General features: G+C 63.6%; 19 protein-coding genes and 3 pseudogenes. 6 read left to right on the top strand and 16 right to left on the bottom strand.

Translation table 11 applies throughout. The features are described from left to right. Positions 1–99: 99 nt before the first annotated feature. From MW290_RS32725 to MW290_RS32660, 14 genes are all read right to left on the bottom strand, one after another. Positions 100–3,270 (bottom strand): efflux RND transporter permease subunit, encoded by a 3,171-nt coding sequence (locus MW290_RS32725; RefSeq protein ID WP_210800097.1) that lies wholly within the window; start codon positions 3,268–3,270, stop codon positions 100–102. Beyond that, a complete protein-coding gene (locus MW290_RS32720) occupies positions 3,267–4,916 on the bottom strand; it encodes an efflux RND transporter periplasmic adaptor subunit (protein WP_250200196.1) in 1,650 nt (549 codons plus the stop codon). Before MW290_RS32720 ends, MW290_RS32725 begins: the two co-directional genes overlap by 4 nt. 2 nt (positions 4,917–4,918) lie before the next feature. Then, positions 4,919–6,232, bottom strand: coding sequence for a TolC family protein (locus tag MW290_RS32715; protein WP_210800095.1), 1,314 nt, complete (start codon positions 6,230–6,232; stop codon positions 4,919–4,921). A 138-nt stretch (positions 6,233–6,370) separates the two neighbouring features. Next, positions 6,371–6,862: a hypothetical protein gene (locus tag MW290_RS32710; protein WP_250200195.1), complete on the bottom strand. Its 492-nt coding sequence runs from the start codon at positions 6,860–6,862 to the stop codon at positions 6,371–6,373. A 302-nt stretch (positions 6,863–7,164) separates the two neighbouring features. Then, positions 7,165–7,716, bottom strand: a complete 552-nt coding sequence (locus tag MW290_RS32705; RefSeq protein WP_210800093.1) for a metal-dependent hydrolase — start codon at positions 7,714–7,716, stop codon at positions 7,165–7,167. Positions 7,717–7,730: 14 nt separating this feature from the next. Continuing rightward, entirely contained in the window at positions 7,731–10,184 is a 2,454-nt protein-coding gene (locus MW290_RS32700) for a heavy metal translocating P-type ATPase (protein ID WP_375142992.1), read from the bottom strand. Between the two features lie 10 nt (positions 10,185–10,194). After that, positions 10,195–10,377: a DUF2933 domain-containing protein gene (locus MW290_RS32695; protein WP_250200194.1), complete on the bottom strand. Its 183-nt coding sequence runs from the start codon at positions 10,375–10,377 to the stop codon at positions 10,195–10,197. 75 nt (positions 10,378–10,452) lie between these two features. Beyond that, on the bottom strand, positions 10,453–13,419 hold the full coding sequence (locus MW290_RS32690; RefSeq protein ID WP_250200193.1) for a Tn3 family transposase: 2,967 nt from the start codon (positions 13,417–13,419) through the stop codon (positions 10,453–10,455). Between the two features lie 166 nt (positions 13,420–13,585). Further along, entirely contained in the window at positions 13,586–14,872 is a 1,287-nt protein-coding gene (locus tag MW290_RS32685) for an arsenic transporter (protein ID WP_250200192.1), read from the bottom strand. Between the two features lies 1 nt (position 14,873). Beyond that, a complete protein-coding gene (locus MW290_RS32680) occupies positions 14,874–15,347 on the bottom strand; it encodes a CBS domain-containing protein (protein WP_250200191.1) in 474 nt (157 codons plus the stop codon). A gap of 10 nt (positions 15,348–15,357) precedes the next feature. Beyond that, positions 15,358–17,121: an arsenical pump-driving ATPase gene (gene arsA, locus MW290_RS32675; protein WP_310740192.1), complete on the bottom strand. Its 1,764-nt coding sequence runs from the start codon at positions 17,119–17,121 to the stop codon at positions 15,358–15,360. Positions 17,122–17,138: 17 nt separating this feature from the next. Next, positions 17,139–17,507: an arsenite efflux transporter metallochaperone ArsD gene (arsD, locus tag MW290_RS32670; protein ID WP_094069656.1), complete on the bottom strand. Its 369-nt coding sequence runs from the start codon at positions 17,505–17,507 to the stop codon at positions 17,139–17,141. 42 nt (positions 17,508–17,549) lie between these two features. Next, on the bottom strand, positions 17,550–18,029 hold the full coding sequence (locus tag MW290_RS32665) for an arsenate reductase ArsC (protein ID WP_023842656.1): 480 nt from the start codon (positions 18,027–18,029) through the stop codon (positions 17,550–17,552). Next, positions 18,026–18,403, bottom strand: a complete 378-nt coding sequence (locus MW290_RS32660; protein ID WP_094069654.1) for an ArsR/SmtB family transcription factor — start codon at positions 18,401–18,403, stop codon at positions 18,026–18,028. Before MW290_RS32660 ends, MW290_RS32665 begins: the two co-directional genes overlap by 4 nt. A 187-nt stretch (positions 18,404–18,590) precedes the next feature. On the opposite strand from MW290_RS32660, the gene MW290_RS32655 reads away from it, so the two are divergent. The 6 genes and pseudogenes from MW290_RS32655 (at position 18,591) to MW290_RS32630 (ending at position 22,560) form a co-directional block, all read left to right on the top strand. Beyond that, the gene (locus MW290_RS32655; protein ID WP_250200269.1) at positions 18,591–19,151 is read left to right on the top strand and encodes a recombinase family protein; all 561 of its coding nucleotides are present in this window, start codon (positions 18,591–18,593) and stop codon (positions 19,149–19,151) included. Positions 19,152–19,153: 2 nt separating this feature from the next. Continuing rightward, positions 19,154–19,318, top strand: a complete 165-nt coding sequence (locus tag MW290_RS32650; RefSeq protein WP_250200268.1) for a DUF4158 domain-containing protein — start codon at positions 19,154–19,156, stop codon at positions 19,316–19,318. Then, positions 19,291–19,530 (top strand): annotated as a pseudogene (locus tag MW290_RS32645) (Tn3 family transposase); the annotation flags it as partial. The gene MW290_RS32650 and the pseudogene MW290_RS32645, both read left to right, overlap by 28 nt. Positions 19,531–19,554: 24 nt before the next feature. Then, positions 19,555–20,577: pseudogene (gene istA / locus MW290_RS32640) on the top strand (IS21 family transposase); the annotation flags it as partial. A 17-nt stretch (positions 20,578–20,594) separates the two neighbouring features. Continuing rightward, a complete protein-coding gene (gene istB / locus MW290_RS32635; protein WP_060081503.1) occupies positions 20,595–21,350 on the top strand; it encodes an IS21-like element helper ATPase IstB in 756 nt (251 codons plus the stop codon). A 364-nt stretch (positions 21,351–21,714) separates the two neighbouring features. Then, entirely contained in the window at positions 21,715–22,560 is an 846-nt protein-coding gene (locus MW290_RS32630) for an AraC family transcriptional regulator (RefSeq protein ID WP_003464995.1), read from the top strand. 29 nt (positions 22,561–22,589) lie between these two features. On the opposite strand, the gene MW290_RS32625 is transcribed toward MW290_RS32630, so the two are convergent. Then, positions 22,590–23,108: a YkgB family protein gene (locus MW290_RS32625; RefSeq protein ID WP_003464991.1), complete on the bottom strand. Its 519-nt coding sequence runs from the start codon at positions 23,106–23,108 to the stop codon at positions 22,590–22,592. Positions 23,109–23,554: 446 nt separating this feature from the next. Continuing rightward, positions 23,555–23,713 (bottom strand): annotated as a pseudogene (locus MW290_RS32620) (Tn3 family transposase); the annotation flags it as partial. Between the last annotated feature and the right edge of the window lie 56 nt (positions 23,714–23,769).

Raw genomic sequence — 23,769 nt, 5'->3', positions numbered from 1 at the left:
CAAACGGAGCTCTGGCGGTAGGACGGATAAGCACTGGCGCTGCTGTCGCGCAACGCGAGTTGCGCGGCACCGGGTTGAGGCGCCAGTGCAGGAAGGCGATCAGGCAGCAGCACGCTGCCTCCGCCAGAACGCCAGACGCCAAGCCGAAGGCTCAGGCTTGCGCCGCATCAGCAGGTAGGCCGCCGGGATCACGAACATCGACAGCAGCGGCGCAGTGATCATTCCGCCGACCATCGGCGCGGCGATGCGCTGCATCACTTCCGAGCCAGTACCGGTGCCCCACATGATCGGGAACAGGCCGGCCAGGATCACCGCCACCGTCATCGCCTTCGGGCGCACACGCAGCACCGCGCCTTCGCGGATCGCGTCGAGCAGGTCGTCGGTGCCAGTCCTGCCCTGGGCAACGCGGGCATCCCAGGCCTGCTTCAGATACAGCAGCATGATCACGCCGAACTCGGCGGAGACACCGGCCAGCGCGATGAAGCCGACGGCCCCCGCCACCGAGAGGTTGTAGTTCAGCAGGTACAGCAGCCAGATGCCGCCGACCAGCGCGAAGGGCAGCGTCGCCATGATCAGCAGCGCGTCGTCGAAGCGCTTGAAGGTCAGGTACAGCAGCACGAAGATGATCAGCAGCGTGAACGGCACCACCACCTTCAGCTTGGCGGTCGCGCGCTCCAGGAACTCGAACTGCCCCGACCACGAGACCGAGTAGCCTGGTGGCAACTGGACCTTCTCGCCAACGACACGCTGCATGTCCTGCACCGCCGACCTCAGGTCACGGCCTCGGATGTCCACGTACACCCAGCCCGACAGGCGTGCGTTCTCGCTGCGCAGCATCGGCGGCCCGTCGGTGATGCGGACGTCGGCCACGTCGGACAGCACTAGGCGCGCACCGCGTTCGCTGACGATCGGCAGCGCGCGCAGCTTCTCCAGTGAATCGCGCGTCTCACGCGGGTAGCGCAGGTTGATCGGGAAGCGCTGCAAGCCTTCGACCGTCTCGCCAACGTTGTCTCCCCCCACTGCCGAGGTGATGACCGACTGCACGTCGGCGATGTTCATGCCGAAGCGCGCCGCCGCGTCGCGGTTGATCGTCACGTCCACGTAGCGCCCGCCGGTCAGCCGTTCGGCCAGCGCGCTGCTGACACCAGGTACGTCCTTCAGGGCCTTCTCGATCTCGCCGGCCACGCGGTCGATGGTTGCCAGATCGGTGCCCGCGACCTTGACGCCCACCGGGCTCTTGATGCCGGTGGCCAGCATGTCGATGCGGTTGCGGATCGGCGGCACCCAAATGTTGGCCAGGCCCGGCACCTTGACGATGCGATCCAGTTCGTCAACCAGCTTGTCCTGCGTCATGCCCGCTCGCCACTGGCTCTTCGGCTTGAACTGGATCGTGGTCTCGAACATCTCCAGCGGCGCCGGGTCGGTGGCGGTCTCGGCGCGGCCGGCCTTGCCGTAGACGCTGACCACCTCGGGCACGGTCTTGATCAGGCGGTCGGTCTGCTGCAGCAGTTCGGCCGCCTTGCCCGCACTCAGGCCCGGCAACGCCGACGGCATGTAGAGCAGGTCGCCCTCGTCCAGGCGCGGCATGAACTCGCCGCCGATGTGCTGCAGCGGCCAGAGGCTTGCCACCAGCACGAGCGCGGCCGCGGCCAGCGTGAGCTTGGGGGCCCGCAGCACGGCGTTCAACAGCGGCCGGTAGACCGCGATCAGGAAGCGGTTGAGCGGGTTGGTCTTCTCATCCGGGATGCGTCCACGGATCAGGTAGCCCATCAGCACGGGGATCAGCGTGGCCGACAGCCCGGCCGCAGCCGCCATGGCGTAGGTCTTGGTGAAGGCCAGCGGCGAGAACAGCCGCCCCTCCTGCGCCTCCAGCGTGAACACCGGGATGAACGACAGCGTGATGATCAGCAGCGAGAAGAACAGCGCCGGCCCGACCTCGGCGGCCGAGTCGCCGATCACCCGCCAGCGCTCCTCACCTTCAAGCTTCTGGTCCGGATGCGCATGGCTCCAGTGTTCGAGGTGCTTGTGCGCGTTCTCGATCATCACCACCGCCGCATCGACCATCGCGCCGATGGCGATGGCAATGCCACCGAGCGACATGATGTTGGCGTTGACGCCCTGGTAGCGCATCACGATGAAGGCGGCGAGGATGCCCAGCGGCAACGAGACGATGGCGACGAAGGCCGAGCGCAGGTGGAACAGGAAGATGAAGCACACCACCGCAACGACGATGAACTCCTCGAGCAGCTTGAAGCCGAGGTTCTGCACCGCACGCTCGATCAGGCTGGAACGGTCGTAGGTTGGGACGATCTCGACGCCCTTGGGCAGGCTGCCCTGCAGCTGCTGCAGCTTGGCCTTCACGGCGGCAATCGTCTCCAGCGCGTTCTTGCCCGAGCGCATCACGATCACGCCGCCGGTGGCCTCGCCCTCGCCGTCGAGCTCACCGATGCCACGCCGCATCTCGGGGCCGACCTGGATGCGCGCCACATCGCCCAGGCGCACGGACACGCCGGCATCTGTGCTCAGCAGCGGGATCTTGCGGAAGTCATCGAGCGACTGCAGGTAGCCCGATGCGCGCACCATGTACTCGGCCTCGCCAAGTTCGAGAACCGAGCCGCCACTCTCCTGGTTGGACTTGCGGATCGCCTCGACGACCTTGGTATGCGGCAAGGCGTAGGCCGCCAGCTTGTTCGGGTCGAGCACGATCTGGTACTGGCGCACCATGCCACCCACGGTCGCCACTTCGGCGACATTGGCCACCGTCTTCAGCTCGTACTTGAGGAACCAGTCCTGCAGCGCTCGCAACTGGCCGGCGTCCATCTGGCCGCTGCGGTCGATCAGCGCATATTGGTAGATCCAGCCGACACCGGTGGCGTCGGGGCCCAGCGAAGCCGTGGCGCCAGGCGGCAGCCTCGCCTGCACCTGGTTCAGGTACTCCAGCACCCGCGAGCGAGCCCAGTACAGGTCGGTGCCGTCCTCGAACAGCACATAGACGAAGCTGTCGCCAAAGAACGAGTAACCGCGCACCGTCTTCGCCCCCGGCACCGACAGCATCGTTGTCGTCAGCGGGTAGGTGATCTGGTTCTCGACGATGCGCGGCGCCTGGCCGGGATAGGTCGTGCGGATGATCACCTGCACGTCGGACAGGTCAGGCAGCGCGTCCAGCGGCGTGCGCAGCACCGAATGGACGCCCCACGCGCTGAGCATCACGGTGGTCAGCAGCACCAGGAAGCGGTTCGCGATCGACCAGCGGATCAGCTTGGCAATCATGGCTTGCTCCCGGCGGCGGCAGCCGGGTTGGGCTCGGGCGCCAACACGGTGACGGCGCTCAGTTGCGGCAGGTTCTCCGCATCCATGTAGAACTCGAAGCCGACCTTGTCGCCAACAGCCAGCCCTCGCGGCAGCCCGCGCTGGGGTGGCTTGAAGTCCATCGTCATGGCGCCCCATTTCAGCGAGGCGATGGGGCCGTGCGAGAGCGTGACGGCGTCGCGGTCGATCTTTTCGACCTTGGCCTCGCCCTGGTGGCGCGGCGCGTTATTGGCGGCGGTGGGTTGGGGCTCGACATTCAGTCGCGCCTCGACGCCCTTCAGGCTGGCTTCGGAATCGATCAGGAACTGCGAGGACACCACGACCCGCTGGCCGGCCTGCAGGCCGCGCTTGACCTCGGTCTGGCCGCCGCTCTCGATGCCGATCTCGACATCTACGGGACGGAAGCGGCCTCCCTTCTCATCCTGTTCAGCCAGCATCACCACGGTGCGCCGGCCGGTCTGGATGATGGCTTCGGTGGGCACCAGCAGCGCCTTCTGCTCGCGCATGTCCGTGAACTGCATCTGCACAAACATGCCGGGCACCAGCGCGCCGCCGGGGTTGGCCAGCTCAAGGCGGGCCTTCAGCGTACGGGTGGTGGCGTTGACCTCGGGCAGGATAGCCTGCACCTTGCCGTCGAACTTCGTGCCAGGCACGGCCGGGCTGACGGCTTGAACCTTCGCACCTGGGCGCAGCAGCGCCGACTGGCTCTCCGGCACCTCGGCGTTGGCCCACACCGTGCCCAGACCGTTGATGCGGAACAGCGTGGCGCCGGACATCACCGTCATGCCTTCGCGCGCCATCAGCTCGGTGACGACGCCGCCGATCGGTGCGATGAGCGTGATGCGCGGCTGCGTGCGCCCGCTGCTGTCAACCAGCGCGATCTGCGCCTCGCTCATGCCGACCTGGCGCATGCGCTGTCGGGCGCCATCGACGAGCGGTGCGAGGTCGGTGCCCTCCATTCGGCGCACCGAAAGGAATTCCTCCTGGGCGGCGATCCAGTCGGGCACGTACAACTCGGCCAGCGCTTGCCCCTTGGCCACGCGGTCCAGCGTGGCACGCACATGCAGGCGCTCGACATAGCCGGTGGAACGCGCCTGCACGATGACCTGGTCACGCTCGTTGAACGCAATGCTGCCCACCGCAGACACCTGCGGCGACAGCGTGCCCTGCGTGACGGCGGCGGTGCGCACGCCCAGGTTCTGCTGGATACGCGGACTGACCGTGACCTTGCTGCCGTCGCTGTCGCCGTCGGCATAGACCGGCGACATCATCATGTCCATGAACGGCGACTTGGCCGGTTTGTCGAACTTGTTCCCCGGCACCATGGGGTCGTGGTAGTACAAGACCTTCCTGCCAGTAGTCGGATCGACGTCGCCGGCCTTGATGCCCGCCTTGATGTGTCGGCGCGTGGCGTCCTCGCCTGATTCATTGGACGGGGTCCCGACGGGCGCGGCCGTCGAAGCCGCTCCTCCCGCCGTTGCGTCGCTACCGGCTGCGGGAGCCATGCCCATGCCGCGGTTCATGCCGATGGCGTAGAGGCCATAGCCGGCAGCACCGAGCACGCCCACCGCGATCAGGCCGATCAAGAGGGGTTTGAGTTTCGTCATGTTCATTTCTCCGTGACGGCGCCTGCAGGGTGCTCGGCCGGTATCAGGTACTCGATCTGGGCCCACAGGCCCGCCGTCTCCATGTCGAGGCGCAGCCGGTCCATGCGGGTGTCGATCTCCATGCGCCGCGCTTCCAGCACGGCGCTCAGCGTGCCCCCGCCTCCGCGGTAGGCAGCGATCGCGGCACGGGTGCGCTCGCTGGCCAGCGGGATCAGGTCATGGTCGTAGTGCGTCAGGCGATCCCGATTGCCTTGCCACTCCTGCAGCCATGCGCGGGTCTGCGCCACATGCTCGCGCGTGGCCTCTTCGCGCTGGGCTGTCACCTGCTCGGCCAGTGCGAGCTTGGCCGACACCTCGCGGTCCTGCCGGTTCTTCGGGTCCCACTGCCAGGGGATCGAGAGATTGACGGAGACCATGTTCGAGTAGGCCGAACTGCGCTGGCTGTAGGTCAGCTCGACGCTCCAGTCCGCGCGCTTGCTGGCGCGCGCGACGTCCGCCTCGGCCCGGGCCAGGGCTTCCTGGCGGACCATCAGCGCGATCTGCGGGTGATGGGTCAGTTCGGCTTCCAGGCGCTCGGCGTCCAGGCGGATCATGCCCAGGTCGGGTGGCACGCCGAGCGCCTGGTTCGCGCCCTCGCCCACCCAGCGCGCGAGCCGCGTCTTGGCCGTGGCAATCTGCCGATCGGACTGCCGGATACGGTCTTCGATCTGGGCAACGGCCGACCGCGCCGCAAACACATCTGTCTGCATGCCGCGTCCGCCCCGGTACGCCGCCTCTGCAGCCTCGATCTGCAGGGCGGCTTCGGCACGCTGCGTCTGCAACAACTCGCGCATGCGCTCCTGGTACAGGCGATCCAGCCAGGCCATCGCGGTGTCGCGCCGCAGGTCGGCCAGCGCCACGGCACGCCCAGCTTCGGCCACCTCAGCCTCGCGCTCGAACCGCCCTGCGCGGGCTGTGCGCTTGTCGGCGCGCGTGAACTCCTGCATCACGCCCACCGTGGCCATCGTGGAGGAATCACGAGTGAAGCTGAACCGGTCCGGCCCGCTGATCGGCAGGCTGCTCAGCCCGGTCTTGAGCACCGGATCGGGCAACTGCCCTGCGATAAACGCCATCTGGCGTGCCGCGGCGGCGCCGGCGTCCTGGGCAACCAGCAGGCGTGAACGCTCCTGGGCCAGGCGCAGCGCCTGCTCGAGGCTCAGGGATTGCTGCGCGTACGCATCCAGGCCGACAAGCTGCGCGCCCATGGCCAATGCAGCGGCCCAGCATCGCAGCGAACAGCGCGCACGCCGCTCGCGTTGAAACGGAACTGTGAACATGAAAACTCCAGACAACGAACCGGGGGCTTCGTGTCGGGCCCGATTCACGTCGGCGAGCAGGAACTCGCAAGACGCGGCCGGGCACGACCGACGCGCCGAGCGACCCGAAGGGCCCTCAGCGCCGCGTCGTCTGGAGGATCAGATTCGGTGCACGCAGTGCAGGATGGCGTGCGGTGGAGACGCCGCAACCAGTGCACTCAGCGTGGCCGCCGCAGGACGCGGCGGTGGTGCCGTCACGGGCACCAGCGGCAGGGAATACAAAGCGGCCAGCACGACCGCCGGCGCATTCAAGGTCGGCGCGTGATCGCTCTGCTGACCATATTTGCAGTGCTCGGCGCAGAGATTGGGCGCTGCGGGATCCAGGGCGCCAGCCATGTCGTCGCAGTTGCCGGCCTGTGCGGCCGACATGTCGGCGTTTGCACTGCTCTGTTCAACTGCCGAGATGCTCGCATCGGGCATCTGCATGGCAGTTGCCGCGGGCAGCGCCAGGGAGGGGCAGGCATAGGCGGCAATGAGCATCTGCGTTGCCAGCACGACGCCGACGAGGCCACGGGCCACCGCCTTCAGGAAAGAGCGCGTCATGGTTGCGAACCCCGAAACGCCAATGGCAGCGCATTGAATGCGCAGCACGGGTTGCGGGTTGGAGAGGCGATCATGAGGGCCAAAACTGATTGGGCAGTGAACGCTGGAGGTCACCCAGCACCTGTTAGTGTAGGGGCAACCATCTGTATTGGGGTGAATGAATTGGGGCGAATGTCAGGCTTGCTACTGGCTCACATGCGACATATTCGCGCTGCTCGGATTCGAGCTTTGCACCCGACGCCTTTCAACGAGCCAGGCCGCAAGCCGACCGTGATGAACGGGCACCCGAGGATGTTCTCGGCGAACTTGGCGAGGGCGAGAACGCAGGGTCGAAGCCCAGGCTGGCCCCTCTACGGACCATTGCATCCATGCAAAGACCTCCTGCTTGCCAGCAACCAAATGCCGACCGCCGCGAGCGCCAGGTAGTTGGCCACCATGAACCAGGGCGTAGTCCACGCGATGCCGTCGAAGCCGCGCTCGGTGAACGGATAGAGCACCGGCACGGCGTAGTAGTCGGCCGAATGGGTGAACACGTCGATCACGATGTGCGACCACCAGCCGAGAAGCGGAAACCAGAGCGACCGCCGCAAGCCCCAGACCAACAGGGTTGCCAGCGCGGCGATCGGTGCGCTGTGCATCACGCAGTGCAGGTGGTGCGACCACAGCTGGACCAGCTGCGGCAGGCCCGGCTCCTGGCCCGGGATCGCCACCGCATAGCCGCGCAAGGCGGCGAAGGAGCCATCGCTGAACAGCCACCACCCCGCGATGGGCAGCAGATGCAACACGTCGGGCAGTGCCGCCAGGATCAGCGTGGCGACCACCGTCGTTTGCGATAGCCGCCTGCGGCGGTGCACCACCGCTGCACCGACCGCGGCCCAGAGCGTGTGCGCGATGATGTCCACGGTAGGCCCGGTACTCAGTCCTGCAGCAGCGTAGCCTTGCGCAGTCGCAGCGCGTTGGTGATCACCGACGCCGAGCTCAGGCTCATCGCGAGCGCCGCGATCATCGGCGACAGCAGCCAGCCGGTGAACGGAAACAGCACCCCGGCCGCCAGCGGCACGCCCAACGCGTTGTAGACGAAGGCGAAGGCCAGGTTCTGCTTCATGTTGGCGACCGTGGCCACCGACAGCGCCCGGGCGGTCGCGATGCCGCGCAGGTCGCCCTTCACAAGAGTCAGCTGGGCGCTGTTCATCGCCACGTCTGTCCCCGTGCCCATCGCGATGCCCACATCGGCGCGTGCCAGCGCCGGCGCATCGTTGATGCCGTCACCGGCCATGGCCACCCGTTTGCCCTCGGCCTGCATCCTGGCGACGAGTTCCAGCTTGTCAGCCGGCTTGACCTCGCCGTGGACCTCGTCGATGCCCAGCCGCTGGCCGACCGCGCGTGCGGTCGTCAGGCCATCGCCCGTGGCCATCACAACCCGCAGGCCCGCTGCGCGCAGCGACTTGAGCGCATCGGGCGTCGTCGCCTTGACCGGGTCCGACACGGCCAGCAGCCCGGCCAGCCGCGCATCGACGGCCAGGTGCATCACGCTCGCCCCCTGCGCCCGTAGCGCTTCCGCCTGCGACGCGAGCGGTACCACATCGACCCCCAACTGCGCCATCAGCGCGGTGTTGCCGAGCGCGAGGGATCGACCGCCGACCGTGCCGCGCACGCCGATGCCCGACTCGGAATCGAACTGCTCGGGCTTCTCCAGCGACAGGCCCCGCTGCCGCGCTGCGGACACGATGGCGGCTGCCAGCGGGTGTTCGCTGCCCTGGTCCAGGCTAGCCGCCAGGCGCAGCACCTCGTCCTCGCTGTTTCCGGGCGCGGCCACCGCGCGCTCGAAGCTCGGCCGTCCTTCGGTCAGCGTGCCGGTCTTGTCGACGATCAGCGTGTCGATCTTGCGCAGATTCTCGATCGCCGCGGCATCCCGGAACAGCACGCCGCTCGTCGCCCCGCGGCCGGTCGCGACCATGATCGACATCGGCGTGGCCAGACCCAGCGCACAGGGACACGCGATGATCAGCACGGCCACCGCATTGATCAGGCCGTAGACCCAGCTCGGCTCCGGTCCGAAGAAGCCCCAGGCGAAGAAGGTCAGCAGCGCGACACCGACGACGCCGACGACGAAGTAGCCCGCCACCTGGTCGGCCATGCGCTGCATCGGCGCACGCGAGCGCTGCGCCATCGCCACCATCTGCACGATCTGCGCGAGCACCGTTGCCGAGCCCACGTGTTCGGAGCGCATCACCAGCGCGCCGCTGGTGTTCATCGTCGCGCCGATCAGCTTGTCGCCGACCCGCTTGGTCACCGGCAGCGGCTCGCCGGTCAGCATCGATTCGTCCAGCGCGCTGCTGCCCTCCACCACGACCCCGTCGACCGGCACCTTCTCGCCCGGGCGCACGCGCAGCAGGTCACCCACATGAACATGCGTGAGCGGCACGTCCGACTCGCTGCCGTCGGCCGCAATGCGGCGAGCCGTCTTCGGCGCGAGGCCCAGCAGCGACTTGATCGCCGTGGAGGTCTGCGAACGCGCCTTCAACTCCAGGATCTGGCCGAGCAGCGTCAGCGAAATGATCACCGCCGCCGCCTCGAAGTACACCGCGACGCGGCCCATCGAGACGAACGAAGCCGGGAACACCTGCGGCGCCACGGTGGCCACCACGCTGTAGACGAAGGCCGCGCCGGTGCCCAGGCCGATCAGCGTCCACATGTTGGGGCTGCGGTTGGCAATCGACTGCGCGCCGCGCACGAAGAACGGCGCTCCGGCCCACAGCACGATCGGCAGCGTGAGCACCAGTTCGATCCAGCTCTGCCGCGCCATGTCGAACCAGCCAAGGCGGTGGCCGAACATCGCCATGACCGTGACCACGATGGTCAGGGGCAGCGTCCACCAGAAGCGGCGCTTGAAGTCGACCAGTTCCGGGTTCTCGGCCTCGTCGAGTTCCGGCAGCACCGGCTCGAGCGTCATGCCGCACTTCGGGCAGTTGCCGGGGTGGTCCTGCCGGATCTCGGGGTGCATCGGGCAGGTGTAGACCGCGCCAGGCGCAGCCTCCGCTAGCGCGGGTGCGGGCGCAGCAGGCGCCGCCGGCTGCACATAGCGCGCGGGGTCGGCGGTGAACTGGCCCAGGCACTTCGCGCTGCAGAAGTAGTACGGGCGGCCTTGATGCGCAGTCCGGTGCTCGGACTGCGCGGTGACGGTCATGCCGCAGACCGGATCCTTCAGCGGTTGGGTCACCGACGGTGCGGCGGCGTCGTGGTGCGCGTGGTGGGGTTCGTGCCCCGCCCCGTGCGCATGTCCTTCGTGGCCTACGTGATGATGCGCGTGGTCGTCTGCGCCCGGGGTGGTGCCATGGACGTGCCCGTCGTGGCCGTTGTGCGACTTCATGTCCATGCTCTCAGGCGTCCCGGTTCGTCGAGCGGTCCGTACCCGCGTCGTAATGGCCATGGTGACCGTGGCCCCCGTGTCCGTGGAACAGATGCATCACCGGGCAGGCCAGCAGCAGGAGGTAAGGCCAGTAGCCGGCAACGTGCCCCCAGTGCTCGCGCAGCAGGAAGAAGGCGGCGATCAGCGCCGTCATTGCCGCAGCAACCCAGAGGGCCCGCGCCGGGCGGGCCCTCTGGGGGTCGTCTCAGAAAACGGAAAATAAAGCACGCTAAGCCGGTTGCAGCGGCCGTAGCGGCCTGAACTTGCCCGCGCCGATCTTGGCGCTGCTGCGCCAGAGGTAATCGCCGGTCAGGTTGATGTGTTCCCATCCCAGTGGCGACAGATACTGCAATAGAGAGTCATCAACGGGCTTGCCGTGGCCACGCAGGGCATTCGCGGCCCGTTCCAGATAAACCGTGTTCCACAGCACGATGGCTGCCGTCACCAGGTTGAGGCCGCTGGCCCGGTAGCGCTGCTGCTCGAAGCTGCGGTCACGGATTTCGCCCAGGCGGTTGAAGAACACGGCGCGAGCCAGCGCGTTGCGCGCCTCGCCTTTGTTCAGCCCGGCATGCACGCGGCGGCGCAGCTCGACGCTTTGCAGCCAGTCCAGGATGAACAGTGTGCGCTCGATGCGTCCCAGCTCACGCAGGGCGACGGCCAGGCCGTTCTGGCGCGGGTAGCTGCCAAGCTTCCTGAGCATCAGCGAGGCCGTCGCCGTGCCCTGCTTGATCGAGGTGGCCATCCGCAGGATTTCATCCCAATGGGCGCGGACGTGCTTGATGTTGAGCGTGCCGCCGATCATCGGTTTCAACGCCTCGTAGGTGGCATCGCCCTTCGGGATGTAGAGCTTGGTGTCGCCCAGGTCACGAATGCGCGGGGCGAAGCGGAAGCCCAGCAGGTGCATCAACGCGAAGACGTGGTCCGTGAACCCTGCCGTGTCGGTGTAGTGCTCCTCGATCCGCAGGTCGGATTCGTGATACAGCAGGCCGTCGAGCACGTAGGTCGAGTCGCGCACGCCGACGTTCACGACCTTGGTGTGGAACGGCGCGTACTGGTCGGAGATATGGGTGTAGAACGTCCGCCCTGGGCTGCTGCCGTATTTCGGATTGATGTGGCCGGTGCTCTCGGCCTTGCTGCCGGTGCGGAAGTTCTGGCCGTCCGACGATGACGTGGTGCCGTCGCCCCAATGCTCGGCGAAGGGATGTCGGAACTGCGCGTTGACCAGCTCGGCCAGTGCCGCCCCGTAGGTTTCGTCGCGGATGTGCCAGGCTTGCAGCCAGGCCAGCTTGGCGTAGGTCGTGCCGGGGCACGATTCCGCCATCTTGGTCAGGCCCAGGTTGATCGCGTCGGCGAGGATCGTGGTCAGCAACAGGTTTTTGTCCTTGGCCAGGTCGCCTGACTTCAGGTGGGCGAAGTGCCGGGTGAAGCCCGTCCATTCGTCTACCTCCAGCAGCAATTCGGTGATCTTGACGTGCGGTAGGATCATCGCCGTCTGGTCGATCAGGGCCTGTGCGGTATCGGGCACCGCCGCATCGAGCGGCGTGATCTTCAGGCCCGACTCCGTGATGATGGCGTCCGGCAGCTCGTTGGCCAGCGCCATGCGGTTGACGGTGGCGAGCTGCGTTTCCAGCAGCGTCAGCCGGTCATGCAGGTACTGGTCGCAATCGGTGGCCACGGCCAGCGGCAATTCGCTGGCCTGCTTGAGGCTGGCGAATTTCGCGGGCGGCACCAGGTAGTCCTCGAAGTCCTTGAACTGGCGCGAGCCTTGCACCCAGATGTCGCCGGAGCGCAGCGCGTTCTTCAGCTCCGACAGCGCGCACAGTTCGTAGTAGCGCCGGTCGATGCCGGTGTCGGTCATCACCAGCTTCTGCCAGCGCGGCTTGATGAACTCGGTCGGCGCGTCGGTGGGCACCTTGCGGGCGTTGTCGCTGTTCATGCTGCGCAGCACCTCGATGGCGTCGAGTACGTCCTTGGCGGCGGGCGCGGCCCGCAACTTGAGCACGTCGAGAAATTCCGGCGCGTAGCGGCGCAGCGTGGCGTAGCTCTCGCCGATGCGGTGCAGGAAATCGAAGTCCTCGGGTTGCGCGAGCTTCTGCGCTTCGGTGACGCTCTCGGCGAAGGCATCCCAGGACATGACGGCCTCGATGGCGGCGAACGGATCGCGGCCTGCTTGCTTGGCCTCGATCAGCGCCTGACCGATGCGCCCGAACAGCCGCACCTTGGCGTTGATCGCCTTGCCGGACGCCTGGAACTGCTGCTGATGCTTGTTCTTGGCGGCGTTGAACAGCTTGCCCAGGATGCGGTCATGCAGGTCGATGATTTCGTCGGTGACGGTGGCCATGCCCTCGATGGCGAGCGCCACCAGGGTCGCGTAGCGGCGCTGCGCCTCGAACTTGGCCAGGTCCGCGGGCGTCATCTGACCGCCCTCGCGGGCGATCTTGAGCAGGCGGTTCTGGTGTACCGACCGCTCGATGCCGGAAGGCAGGTCGAGCGCCTGCCATGCCTTGAGGCGTTCGATGTGTTCCAGCATGTGCCGCGAGTTCGGCTTGACGGGCGACTGACGCAGCCAGGCCAGCCAGGTCGTTTTGCCGTTGTCGCGACGCTTGAGCAAATCGTCGAGGCGGCGGCGATGCGCGTCCGACAGTGGTTCGGCCAAGGCCTCGTAGATGCGCCGGTTGGCGCGGGTGATCGCTTCGGCGCTCGCCCGCTCAACGGCGTTGAGGGAGGGCAGAATGACCGACTGCCGCCGCAGGTGCTCGATCAAGGCGCTGGCCAGCACGACGCCCTTGTCGGTCTGCATGGCCAGCTCGGTCAGCAACTGAACGGCCTGCCGATAGTGGCTCATGGTGAAGGGCTGGAAGCCGAACACTGTTTGAAGCTCCACCAGGTGCTCGCGCCGTGTCTGTTCCCGCTGGCCGTACTCGTCCCAGCTTTCGATGCTGACCTTGAGCTGGTCGGCGACCAGCTTCAACAAGGGCGAAAACGGTGGCTCATCGACGCCAAGGATGACACCAGGAAAGCGCAGGTAGCAGAGCTGCACGGCGAAGCCCAGCCGGTTGACCGGACCGCGCCTCTGCCGGATGATGGACAGGTCGGTGTCGCTGAACGTGTAGTGACGGATCAGTTCTTCCTTGGCGTCCGGCAATGCCAGCAGGTTGTCACGCTCGGCGGCGGACAGGATCGAACGGCGTGGCATGGATGCTCTTTTTCTTTCTATGGCCGAGTAAATCCAGTTCCGCTAAAAAAGGCGATATAGAGCGGTATCCCGATGACCGCACTCAAAAGAATAGCCATACGCCAAGCCGCTCACCCTTCTTTACTCCAATACTGCATGCATGTCCGCAAACAGCGCTCCGCTCGCATTAAGCGAGACTCAGGCGCAGTGCCAGCGCTGCCAGGGTCGCCGCAAGTACGGGGACGGTTAGCACAATGCCCACCTTGAAGTAATACCCCCATGTGATTGTCATTCCCTTGCGCGCCAGCACATGCAGCCAAAGCAACGTCGCCAGCGAGCCGATCGGGGTGACCTTTGGCCCCAGGTCACTACCGATCACATTGGCGTAGATCATCGCGTCCTTTACCACGCCCGTTGCGCTTGTGGCATCAATGGACAGGGCGCCCACCAGTACCGTCGGCATGTTGTTCATGGCCGAGGACAGCAGCGCTGTGAGGAAGCCAGTTCCAAAGGCGGCGCCCCATACACCGCCTTGTGCGAAGTAATCCAGCAGCCTTGCGATATGTTCCGTCAGTCCTTGGTTACGCAGCCCATAAACCACGAGATACATTCCCAGCGAGAAAATGACAATTTGCCAAGGCGCTTCACGGATCACCTTGCGGGTGCTGATGACATGCCCGCGCGCAGCGACGACGAGCAACAGCAGGGCGCCTGCGGCAGCCACGGCGCTAACCGGCACGCCTAGCGGCTCAAGGCCGAAGAATCCGACCAGCAGCAGGGCCAGAACCACCCAGCCGAAACGAAACGTAGCCACATCGCGAATGGCCTCATTCGGCTGTTTCAACTGATTCACGTCGTAGCGTGCGGGGATGCTGCGGCGGAAATAGATCGACAGCACGGCCAGAGAGGCAATGATGGCGACAATATTCACTGGAACCATCACCGCAGCGTAGTCATTGAACCCGATATTGAAAAAGTCGGCAGAGACGATGTTGACCAGGTTGGATACGACAAGCGGCAGGCTGGCGGCATCTGCGATGAAACCGGCTGCCATGACAAAGGCGAGCGTTCCGGCCGGAGTGAAACCCAGTGCCAACAACATGGCCATGACGATTGGCGTGAGAATCAGCGCTGCGCCATCGTTGGCAAAAAGCGCGGCGACGGCTGCACCAAGCAAGATGATCAGCGCAAACAGCAGACGTCCTTTCCCTCCGCCCCAGCGTGCGACGTGCAAGGCTGCCCATTCGAAAAACCCGGCCTCATCGAGTAACAGGCTAATGATGATGATGGCAATGAATGCGGCTGTGGCGTTCCAGACGATCTGCCAGACGACAGGAATGTCACCGAAGTGAACGACACCGGACAGTAACGCCACGACAGCGCCAAGCGTCGCACTCCAGCCAATGCCCAGCCCGCGCGGTTGCCAGATCACCAGAACGATAGTGGCAAGAAAAATCAGTAGGGCAGCAATCACGTCAATTCTCTCTTTTCAGAGGGTTTTCGAGTTCTTTAAGAAGGCTTAAGAGGTCAATCCGGGAGATGACGCCGATCACTTTCCCATCCTCCACGACAGGAAGGGACGTTAAGTGATGGTCCACCATCAGCCGGGCTGCAACGGAGGAATGCATGGCAGGCGCGACGCTGTGCACTTCCGTGGTCATTACCTCTGCGGCAGTACGCCCCTCGGCCTTGTCGCGCTGCGTCCCCTTTGGGCCAAGAAAGGAAACCCAGAAGTTCTCCTTCCAAATCGATTCACGGGGTTCAAGCCGTTCGTCCGCTCCCCGGTGAATCAAGTCCTCCGCAGTCACAACGCCGATCAGCCGACCAGCGCCGTCGACCACCGGAACGCCGTTGATGCGATGGGCAAGCAGCAGCCTCGCGATGTCCTCAACCGGTGTTTCAGGTTGAATGGTTACCGGATCGGGCGTCATGTAATTCCGGATCAACATGGTCGATCTCCTATGCTTGAGGATGGATGAGCGCACGCAGTCGTTCTGCACCGATCGGTTCTTCCTTCAGAAGCGGGACAACCGCGTAACGGTCCGCGTGCTGATTGGCCACGGCGCTGATTTCGCGTAGCTCGTTGGCCGCACGCTGACGCAGTAACGGCGACTTGGCCGAAGCCGCCGCCACGCTTGTGTTGATGATCCAGGCCCATGGCTCGATCCCGGCACGGCGCAAGTCAGCTTGCAGGTTGGCGGCCTCCAATACCGGCGTCGTCTCTGCCAGCGTGACGACGAGTACCTTCGTTTGCTTCGGGTCCTGCAATTGCATCATCGGCGTCGTGAAGTGCACGCCGGTCTTGCCCATTTGTCGTGACACTTCGCGGTGATACGCACCCGTCGCGTCGAGCAGGAGCAAGGTGTGCCCGGTCGGGGCCGTGTCCATGACGACGAACTTTTTACCGGCCTCGCGAATGATGCGGGAGAACGCCTGGAAGACCGCAATCTCTTCCGTGCAGGGCGAACGCAGATCCTCTTCCAACAGCGCGCGGCCTTCGGCATCGAGTTGAGCGCCCTTGGTTTCCAGGACGTGCTGGCGATAGCGCTCGGTCTCGGCATGCGGATCGATTCGGCTCACGGTCAGATTATCGAGCGAGGAATCCAGTGTGTCGGTCAAGTGGGCAGCAGGATCGGAGGTCGTCAGATGCACCGGTAAGCCGCGATGCGCCAGTTCGACCGCGATGGCGGCCGCCAGGGTTGTCTTGCCTACACCACCCTTGCCCATCAACATGACCAGCCCGTGTCCATCCGCCGCGATGCCGTCGATCAGCTCGGCCACGCTGGGCTCGTCGAGTTCGATCGGGGAATCAACCGCTGTGGGTGCTTGTGGAGGAAGGTCGGTCAGCAACTGCCGCAGTGCTTCAAGGCCGACGAGATTGAAGGGCTTGAGTTCTACATGATCACGCGGAAGCGCAGTCAACTTAGCCGGGATGTTCTTCAGCGCCGTTTGTTCCCGTTCGTGGATTGCAGCGGCGAGTGGGTCGGTAGCGGCTTCGATGTGAGGCAGGATGCCGTTGATGACGAGATGTTGCTGTTTGAGGCCTATGGCTGCCAGTTCTTCGTGGGTTCGGGCGACCTCGCGCAAGGTCGCCTGCTGGGCGCGAGCGACCAGCACCAGACGGGTTTGCAGCGGATCGGCCAAGGCTTCAACAGCCGACTTGTACTGAGTACGCTGCTTTTCCAGACCGGCCAGCGGGCCGAGGCACGAGGCATCGCCCTTGCCGGCTTCCAGGAAGCCGCTCCACGCGCCCGGCAGTTGCAGCAAGCGGATAGTGTGGCCGGTGGGCGCTGTGTCAAAGATGATGTGCTCGTAATCAGCCGTGAGTGCCGCGTTGGTCAGTAGCGCGGTGAACTCGTCAAATGCGGCAATTTCGGTGGTGCACGCGCCGGACAACGATTCTTCGATGCCCTTTACCACGTCATCAGGAAGCACGCCGCGGACCGGGCCGACCAGGCGCTCCCGATAGGCACTGGCCGCTGCCTCGGGATCAATCTCCAGAGCAGAAAGACGTGGAACCGCCGGAATCGGTGTGACGCGATTACCGATATCGACACCAAATACCTGCCCGACGTTGGATGCCGGGTCAGTACTAACCAGGAGGACGCGCTTTCCGGCTTCGGCCAACTGAATGGCCGTGGCGCAGGCAATCGAGGTTTTGCCGACGCCACCCTTGCCCGTGAAAAACAGAAAGCGGGGAGGAATTTGCAGGAATTTCATCATTATTTTCTCCATGTTGTTCAGCAGCAGCCACGCGGGCCGGAGCAGCAACCGCCCGTCGCCGGTTTGGCGGCATCTGCAGGTTGATCAATGCCGATCCAGAGGGCCAATTCAGCCCGCTTTGGATAACGCCCCGCGAGGGCCACTTCACCATCGACCAGGATCAGTGGCAGAGCATCCTGACCGGAGCGCTGCAAAAATCCTTTTACGGTCGCATTGTCGGCAAACATCTGTGGCTGCTGCGCCAGGTTGTAGCGCTCGATGTACGCGCCGTTCTGCTTCGCCCAATCGACATCAGCGGCAAAAGTCACCAGGGCTTGGTCAACATCCACGCCGCAGACGCCGGTGCTGCAACACAGCGATGGGTCAAACACTTCGATCCTCTTCATTTAAAACCTCCATCAAGTATTGAAATAACAGTCAAATAAAAACTACGCTGAAAGCGCTCCAATCCGATCCAGTTCCACCTTCAAGCGTGTCCGGTCGTGTACAAGTTGCTCCAACGGCAGCGCGAGGAAGGCTTCGATGCGACGTCGCAAGATACGGTAGGCCGTCGTGAACGCGGCTTCGATTTCCGCTTCGGTCCCTGTGGCATGAGCGGGATCGTCAACACCCCAATGCGCACGCAGTACCGAGCCAAGATACGCCGGACAGGTTTCCCCAGCAGCATTCGAGCACACGGTGATGACCACATCCGGAGCCAGCGGCAGGTTGTCCCACGATTTACTGTGCAGTCCGTTCGTGTCGATACCTTCACGCGCCAAGAGCGCCAGGGAACGCGGATGGACCGTCCCGGTCGGCTGACTTCCCGCACTCATCGCTTTCCAGCCTGTCGGAGCCAAGTGGTTGAAGGTCGCTTCCGCCAGGATGGAACGGCAGGAGTTACCGGTACAAAGAAACAGAATATTCATGTTGTCGCTTTCGCTAGGGTGGGTGACAGTGGCGGCAATAGTTCCTCGACACATTTCGAGGCAGCACGCATTTCAACGCATTGCGCGGGGCTGCCCGAACAGCATTCTTCGGTGAGGTACGCGATTAAATCCAGCATCAACGGGATGTCCGCGCGGTAGCGCTGGAAGCGGCCCTCCTGCTCTACTGTCACCAAGCGAGCTTGTGACAACGCCTTTAGGTGAAAGGAGAGGTTGGCCGGAGGCACGTCCAGCGCGGTGGCGATCTCGCCTGCCACCATGCCTTCCGGCCCCTTCTTGACTAGCAGTCTGAACACATCCAGACGCAGCCCCGATGAGAGGGATTCAAAAATTGATGTTGCGGTTTGCTTTTCCATATTCAAATAATACTACAACTATCAAAATGATTCAACCATCCCGTCGCGTCCGATTAGGCTATACCCTAACTTGGCGTCAGACCATCCGGCGCTAAATCGTCAGAATAGAGTTGCCTTCCGAATTGATTGACATACGCCGTCAAGGGTCATAGATTTCTTCCTGACACATTTCCCTCAGGAGGATACCTTGCACGGTCAGCGCATCGGTTACGTCCGCGTCAGCAGCTTCGACCAGAACCCAGAACGGCAGCTCGAACAGATCCAGGTGGATAAAGTGTTCACCGACAAGGCGTCGGGCAAGGACACACGGCGGCCCGAACTGGAACGGCTGCTCGCCTTCGTGCGCGAAGGCGACACGGTCGTGGTGCACAGCATGGATCGTCTGGCGCGCAACCTCGACGACCTGCGCCGCCTGGTGCAGGGCCTCACCCAGCGCGGCGTACGCATCGAGTTCCTTAAGGAGCATTTGACCTTCACCGGCGAGGACTCGCCGATAGCGAACCTGATGCTGTCGGTAATGGGCGCGTTCGCCGAGTTCGAACGCGCCTTGATCCGCGAGCGGCAGCGCGAGGGCATCGCGCTCGCCAAGCAGCGCGGGGCCTACCGTGGCAGGAAGAAATCCCTGTCGTCTGAGCGTATTGCCGAACTGCGCCAACGTGTCGAGGCTGGCGAGCAAAAGACCAAGCTGGCTCGTGAATTCGGAATCAGTCGCGAAACCCTGTATCAATACTTGAGAACGGATCAGTAAATATGCCACGTCGTTCAATCCTGTCCGCCGCCGAGCGCGAAAGCCTGCTGGCGTTGCCGGACACCAAGGATGAGTTGATCCGTCACTACACGTTCAGCGAAACCGACCTCTCCATCATCCGGCAGCGGCGCGGCCCGGCTACCGGGCTAGCGGCCTCAACCTGGTGACGGCGGCTATCGTGCTGTGGAACACGGTGTACCTGGAGCGCGCCATCCAGGGGTTGGTCGAGGCCGGCAAGCCGGTGGACGGCGAGCTGCTGCAATTCCTGTCGCCGCTGGGCTGGGAGCACATCAACCTAACCGGCGATTACGTCTGGCGGCAGAGCCGCAGACTGGAAGACGGGAAGTTTCGGCCCCTACGGATGCCCGGAAAACCTTAGCGTACGATTTTTTCCGAATTCTGCGGGCTCCCCAGCTACACCTTCGCCGAAGCCACCTGGTCGCAGCAGTTACCTGACTGGCTGGGCTCACATGCCCGCTGCTTCTCCTTTCTCGGCGGTGTGCCGGAGATCGTGGTGCCGGACAACCTGCGAAGCGCGGTGAGTAAGAGCCATCGCTACGAGCCGGACATCAACCCGAGCTACCGCGATCTGGCCGAGCACTATGGCGTGGCGGTGGTGCCGGCGCGGGCGCGTAAGCCGCGCGACAAGGCTAAGGCCGAGGTCGGCGTGCAGGTGGTCGAGCGCTGGATCCTCGCCGCGCTGAGGAACCGCCAGTTCTTCTCCCTGGACGAACTCAACAGCGCCATCGCCTTATTGCTGGAGCGGCTCAACCGACGACCGTTTCGCAAGCTGCCGGGCTCCCGGCACTCGGCCTTCGAAGCCCTGGATCGTCCAGCGCTGCGCCCACTGCCGGAGCAGCCCTACGTCTATGCCGAGTGGAAGAAGGCGCGGGTGCACATCGACTACCACGTCGAGGTCGATGGGCACTACTACTCGGTGCCGTACCAACTGGTGAAGAAACAACTGGAAGTACGCCTGACAGCGCGCACGGTGGAGTGCTTCCACGCCAATCAGCGGGTGGCCAGCCACCTTCGCTCACCGCACAAGGGCCGGCACAGCACACAGGCCGAGCACATGCCCAAGAGTCATCGCGAGCATGCCGAGTGGACGCCACAACGGCTGATCCGCTGGGCTGAGCAGACCGGGCCGAACACGGCCGGCGTGATCAGCCACATCCTCGAACGGCGCATCCACCCAACCCAAGGCTACCGGGCCTGCCTGGGCATCCTGCGCCTGGGCAAGACCCATGGCGAAGTGCGCTTGGAGTTGGCCTGCCGTCGCGCCCTCAGCCTCGGTGCGTGCAGCTACAAGAGCCTCGAATCGATCCTGCGCCAGGGGCTGGAAAACCTGCCGCTGGCCCAGCAGCACCTGCCCCTGCTGCCGGACGACCACGCCAACCTGCGCGGCCCCGGCTACTACCACTGAACACAAGGAATCCCACCATGCTGCCCCATCCGACCCTGGACAAGCTCCAGACCCTGCGCCTGACCGGCATGCTCAAGGCACTCGCCGAGCAACTGAAAACCCCCGACATCGACAGCCTGAGCTTCGTGGAACGCCTCGGCCTGCTGGTCGACCGCGAACTGACCGAACGCGACGACAAGCGCCTCAGCAGCCGCCTGCGTCAGGCCCGGCTCAAGCACAACGCCTGCCTCGAAGACATCGACTACCGCAGCCCGCGCGGGCTGGACAAGGCCCTGATCCTGCAACTGGCTAGCGGCCAGTGGCTGCGCGACGGCCTCAACCTGATTATCAACGGCCCGACTGGCGTCGGTAAAACCTGGCTGGCCTGCGCCCTGGCACACCAGGCCTGCCGAGAGGGCTACAGCGTGCGTTACCTGCGCTTGCCGCGCCTACTGGAAGAGTTGGGCTTGGCCCATGGCGACGGGCGCTTCGCCAAGCTGATGAGCGGCTATGCCAAGACCGACCTGCTGATCCTCGACGACTGGGGCCTGGCGCCGTTCACCGCTGAGCAGCGTCGCGACATGCTGGAGCTACTGGACGACCGCTACGGCCAGCGCTCGACCCTCGTGACCAGCCAAATGCCCGTGGACAACTGGCACGAACTGATCGGCGATCCAACCCTGGCCGATGCCATCCTCGACCGCCTGGTGCATAACGCTTATCGGATCAACCTCAAGGGCGAATCGATGAGAAAGCGGGTGAAGAAATTGACGACACCGGGCGCCTCAGACTAACAATGCAACCCCTGCGTCGCTGCGCTCCGACTGCCCGGCCGGATGGCCGTGGAACAGGTGGCCAGATGGCCGTGGAATGCCTGGCCAGATGAGAGCGGACTGGGTGGCCGGATGGCGTGGAATCCGCAGACTGCACCGCAAAGTGCTGTTGCCAGGTACTGTAAAATAGAAGAGTGAGCACTTGATTTGCTGGTGCTTTCAAACAACGGTGTTGTTTTTTTAACAGCCGAACTGGAAAGGGAGGCTGAGCTGCTCAGTGATCACTTTATCCGTTGGCTGATTTACGCCGGCATGTTCGCTACAGGCACTGAACGACAACGCAGATGGTATGGTCTGTGCGTTCTGACTCGTCAAGGATCGGCCAATGGATCGTTTGTCTAATTTGCTCTCGCGGTTCGGCGTGCGGGCCAATCTGTTCTATGACGGCGACCTATGCGGCTCTGCATCTTACGATGGCGCCGAGCGGCGAGGTTATATCCATCTGCTTCAGGCCGGCAGCGTGACGTTGCTTGGTCCCGATCGCAAGGATTTGCAGCTCACTCGCCCTAGCTTGATTTTTATGCCACGCCCCGCCAAGCATCAATTGTTTGCGGGTGAGTCCGATGGCGCAAAGTTGTTGTGTGCTTCCATGGAGTTTGAGGGCGGAATTGATAATCCTTTGTCGGCTTCATTACCGGACTGTTTGGTGCTCGCACTCGATGATCTGCCCATGCTGGCAGACACGTTGGAGTGGATGTTTGCCGAGGCGGCAAATGTGCATTGTGGAAGGGAAGCCGCGCTTGAGCGCTTATTTGAGCTCCTAATCATTCTGTTGCTCCGTTACCTGCTCGATCATCACCAGTTGCGCACCGGAATGATGGCTGGACTGGCCGACATGCGGCTTGCCCGATCGCTTTTACAGATGCACAACTCCCCGGAACATGCCTGGTCAATAGCAGAGCTGGCCAGTGAGTCAAATATGTCACGCGCTGCGTATGCCGTGCATTTCAAGAGTGTCATCGGACAGACGCCTGCTGATTATTTGTTGAGTTGGCGAGTTAGCCTGGCTCAGAAGCTGATGCGAGAAGGGCGCTCGATTACGCTGATTGCAGCTCAAGTCGGCTACGAAAGTCCTTCGGCGCTGTCTCGCGCATTTAGACGCAAGACGGGGTTGAGCCCTCGTGACTGGTTGAAAGATCTGGCGGGGGAAAATGATGGCAAAAAGGCCTAAGGCATTACTGCCTTAAGCCATTGAAAAAATTATGCATTAATTTTACGTTTTTCCAGTTCAACCAGCGAATGGCCTGCCACAAATATCGAAACAGCAAGCAACCCTAAGTCTTTAAGCAGAAACTGACCTGGCGCAACGGAAATCGCCGGAAACCCTAAACTAGGCTCAATGACGCCCGGAGTGGAAAACATAAAGCTAAGGGTTGTGAAGAACAGGCCTGCAGACAGAGCGCCTCCTACCACGGATAGTTTGGGCGACAGCATGCGGCCTGCGATCAGAGTGCCGATCGAAATCTCTAGTATGCCGAGCAGGCTGGAGAACATGTCGACCGAAAAAATGCTATACACCCATCCCAAAAGCGGGCTGTTGCTCACCAGTGGAACCAGGCCCTCGGCCTCGTAGTGGGTAAATTTCATGCCGCCGAACCAGAAGTAAATAATAGCGAGAGCCAAGTACGCGCCATAGATACCTAGCCCCATAGTTTTGGTTCCAAGCGTTAAGTGGGCCTGTACGCTGGACTTCGAGTTTTCAATGCCTATGGTTTTCATGTCTGAGCTTCCAGTAGTGAGTGAGAGTGTGTTGGCTGCCGAACGCCGTATGCGTTGGCGATGAGATGATTATGGCTGGCATCTCTAATCAAGAGGCATCAGAAAGTATTGATTTCAGTGCAGATCGTCTTGGGCGGTGCAATTCGCGATGAAGGGATCGCCGTGGAGAGCGATGAGTGCACTATTTCGATAAAGGAGTCGTTTTACATAGGTCGATGAAGCGCGTTGCGGCATCGCCTACTGTCATTTCTCAAATCTGACTATGGGGCTTGGGGCGAAGGGCGGCACTGACTAGGCTTAGAACAGCTACCAACTAGCCGCGCGGCCGCGATGCACAAAGAATGGTAACTGAGCCGTGAGTGCGGTGGGCGCCCGCATTTATTTCCAAACCCTACAGATACATCGATCTTCGAGGGGTCGTCTCAGAAAACGGAAAATAAAGCACGCTAAGCCGGTTGCAGCGGCCGTAGCGGCCTGAACTTGCCCGCGCCGATCTTGGCGCTGCTGCGCCAGAGGTAATCGCCGGTCAGGTTGATGTGCTCCCAGCCGAGCGGCGACAGGTACTGCAACAGGCCGTCATCGACGGCTTGACCGTGGCCACGCAAAGTCGCCGGCCGTGACGGCCAGTGGCAGGACGAGGGCGCTGGCGAGCAGAGCGCCG

The sequence above is a fragment of the Aquincola tertiaricarbonis genome, assembly GCF_023573145.1.
GTDB lineage: Bacteria > Pseudomonadota > Gammaproteobacteria > Burkholderiales > Burkholderiaceae_C > Aquincola > Aquincola tertiaricarbonis_B.
This window is presented reverse-complemented; position numbering and strand designations above follow the sequence as displayed.

Coding starts and splice junctions, on each gene's coding strand:
- MW290_RS32725 (WP_210800097.1), bottom strand. CDS start 3,270: ATGATTGCCAAGCTGATCCGCTGGTCGATCGCGAACCGCTTCCTGGTG.
- MW290_RS32720 (WP_250200196.1), bottom strand. CDS start 4,916: ATGACGAAACTCAAACCCCTCTTGATCGGCCTGATCGCGGTGGGCGTG.
- MW290_RS32715 (WP_210800095.1), bottom strand. CDS start 6,232: ATGTTCACAGTTCCGTTTCAACGCGAGCGGCGTGCGCGCTGTTCGCTG.
- MW290_RS32700 (WP_375142992.1), bottom strand. CDS start 10,184: ATGAAGTCGCACAACGGCCACGACGGGCACGTCCATGGCACCACCCCG.
- MW290_RS32695 (WP_250200194.1), bottom strand. CDS start 10,377: ATGACGGCGCTGATCGCCGCCTTCTTCCTGCTGCGCGAGCACTGGGGG.
- MW290_RS32690 (WP_250200193.1), bottom strand. CDS start 13,419: ATGCCACGCCGTTCGATCCTGTCCGCCGCCGAGCGTGACAACCTGCTG.
- MW290_RS32680 (WP_250200191.1), bottom strand. CDS start 15,347: ATGTTGATCCGGAATTACATGACGCCCGATCCGGTAACCATTCAACCT.
- arsA (WP_310740192.1), bottom strand. CDS start 17,121: ATGATGAAATTCCTGCAAATTCCTCCCCGCTTTCTGTTTTTCACGGGC.
- arsD (WP_094069656.1), bottom strand. CDS start 17,507: ATGAAGAGGATCGAAGTGTTTGACCCATCGCTGTGTTGCAGCACCGGC.
- MW290_RS32665 (WP_023842656.1), bottom strand. CDS start 18,029: ATGAATATTCTGTTTCTTTGTACCGGTAACTCCTGCCGTTCCATCCTG.
- MW290_RS32660 (WP_094069654.1), bottom strand. CDS start 18,403: ATGGAAAAGCAAACCGCAACATCAATTTTTGAATCCCTCTCATCGGGG.
- MW290_RS32650 (WP_250200268.1), top strand. CDS start 19,154: ATGCCACGTCGTTCAATCCTGTCCGCCGCCGAGCGCGAAAGCCTGCTG.
- istB (WP_060081503.1), top strand. CDS start 20,595: ATGCTGCCCCATCCGACCCTGGACAAGCTCCAGACCCTGCGCCTGACC.
- MW290_RS32630 (WP_003464995.1), top strand. CDS start 21,715: ATGGATCGTTTGTCTAATTTGCTCTCGCGGTTCGGCGTGCGGGCCAAT.
- MW290_RS32625 (WP_003464991.1), bottom strand. CDS start 23,108: ATGAAAACCATAGGCATTGAAAACTCGAAGTCCAGCGTACAGGCCCAC.